2 protein-coding genes are annotated in these 2,358 nt (G+C 60.3%); one reads left to right on the plus strand and one right to left on the minus strand.

From position 1 onward, the window contains the following. Positions 1-1,223 (minus strand): hypothetical protein (locus H5U08_RS15965; protein WP_297035284.1); only part of this gene is annotated, 1,223 nt, incomplete at its 3' end. A 413-nt stretch (positions 1,224-1,636) separates the two neighbouring features. Here H5U08_RS15965 and H5U08_RS15970 point away from each other — a divergent pair. Continuing rightward, a partial coding sequence (locus tag H5U08_RS15970; protein ID WP_297035286.1) for an NTP transferase domain-containing protein occupies positions 1,637-2,358 on the plus strand: 722 nt, incomplete at its 3' end.

The following is a 2,358-nucleotide window of genomic DNA, read 5'->3' on the forward strand; positions in this document are numbered from 1 at the left end:
TTGGCCGAGATCCACTGACAGACCTCCCGCCATTGCCGAAATTCCCGGCGGGCGATTGGGTCCTCTTGCCAGATGGACCACCAAACGGCGGTTTGCCCACTCTGCCAGGTACTCCACATGACATCCGTCCATTCCGGTCGAGGCAGGATGGCCCGCGTGCGGACCGGCACATAGCTGCTCAGATGGAGGAGGCAGCCAACGGTTCCCAGCGTGACCAGAGCCGCCCGCAAAGGTCGGGACACGACAATCCGATTCCCGGCGACCATGCCGATCCACAGCGCGGCCGCCATGGGCACGGCGACGTCCGAAAGCCGGAACCAGTAGTAGCGGAGCACGGCTGCGGCAAACTCAGGCCAGACCGCAACGGTCCAGGAGAGAATCCAGCCCGCCAACGCGATGGCCAGGCTCCCCAGGACAAAATGGTGAATTCGCTGCCACTCTACCGGGCCCCGCCACAGAAAGGATGCACCAAAATAAAGACCAGTGAGGATGAGAAACCGTGTGGCGTCCTCGGGGGTAAAACAGCCTGGCACAAGGTGATGGGCCAGTCGTTCGAAAGTGTAAATCCGATTGGCCTCGCGGAGAATTTCCGGCGGTACGTTCCACGTCAGGGCGAGGGAGGGAATAACACCCGGCAGCGCGAGGATCCCTGCGGTCACGGCGGCGGGCCACACAATCTTCCAGTGCGGCTGGCGGCCGTTCATCAGCCACGCCAGGAAAATCGCGACCAGGGACCACCCACCCACCAGTACGTGGAAGGCAGTGGCCAACCCCAGCAGGACGAGGCTGGCCCTCCACCGCCCGGCGGCAAGCATACCTAAACCGAACAAAACGATGGCGTACGCGAACCCCTTGGCTTCCACGCCGCCGATGACCCATTCTCCCGCCATGGCCAGGCGTTCCTGAAAGGCCGCAAAAAGGATCGCACTGAGCACGAGCGTCCATCCACGGAGCCCCAGACGCCTGGCGAAAAAGCACCAACCGGCGGCGAGTAACGCCCAGGTGACCACCCGACCGGTCCAGGCCAGCACTGGTAACGGAAGAAAAAGCGACAGCCAGCCAAACGTGAAATAGAAGACTTCATGCGCGTCGCCGGTGGCGAAGAAATCGTCCCGCCGACACCACTCAGGGTTCCAGAAGTGAACAGCTTTCCCCAGATAGTAAGGTTCATTGACATCCGGGACCGGCCAGGCTCCCTGCCAGGCGAAGACTGCCAGCACCACGACCCACTCCCCGATGCCGGCCAGGAGTGTCCTCGATGGGAGCCACGTACTTGTTGGACTGAACCGTCTGAAAACCATGAAGACCTGAATCACCCGGTGGAACTGCCGCGAGGACCCGTTTCCCGTCAAACTGTCGCCATTTCGAGTGTGTTTCTCCGAAAAATTAAAGGGTTATCGCCTTATCATACCACGAGGAAGGGGCCCGATCGGTCGGCACGAAGGAGGAAACACCCCACCGTGCCTCCGCGGAGCCAAGGTCGTGGAGCCTCAGATGCACCTGGAAAAAATGTGGATTATGCATTTCGGGTGACGATCAAAGGAATAAGCTGTGCGGTTTGAAGGGTTTGTGTCGATCAATTGGCTGATGGGGCCTCGGTGGACTGGGGCCAGAGAGAGGGTTGGAAGGGCTTGTAATGGTCTTTGCAACTTGCCGGTCCAATTCGGACGTGGTGCTCATTTTGTGCGCAGGTGATGGGGCCCGGTGGAACAACTATTTGGGCGTTCCCAAACAACTGGCGCCCCTGGGTGGTGTACCCATTCTGAAACGCTCGATAAGACTCGTTGAGGAACTCGCCGGCTGCGTGCCGGTCGTTGTGACTGCTGACGAGAGGCTCGCTCAATCGGCGGGGCGTGTCTTTTACCCGGCCAGGCGTCGCTGGATTGTGGAAACACTGGGTACTACCGTGAACCTTTGGGGCCGAAGGACGATTGTCCTTCTGGGGGATGTTTTTTACTCCAGGGAGGCCATGCGGGCCACCTTCGAGCATCCTGGAGACCTGATCTTTTTCGGCAGACCAGGAGCAAGCTTCTTTTCCGGCAAGCGTTACGGCGAGATCTTTGGCCTCGCATTCACCGAGGCTGTCGGGCCGCTCGTCATGCAGGGGCTTGAAAGGGCGGTTCGTCAGGCGGAACACGGCGGGCGGGGCAAACTTTGGGATTTGCTGGGGTGTTTGCGAACGGTCGAGGGGACCGCTGTGGCATTCCATCCCATCGAAGACGAGACTGACGATTTTGACAGCCCGGCGGATTATCGGCGGATGGCCTGGCTCTACCGGGGGTTCGGATCGGAGAACAAAGCTGTCCGGAGTGTTGCAAGGCTCGTCGGCCTGTTGCTATTCGGGCCACACGCGATTTG

Source organism: Thermogutta sp. (assembly GCF_014359955.1).
GTDB lineage: Bacteria > Planctomycetota > Planctomycetia > Pirellulales > Thermoguttaceae > Thermogutta.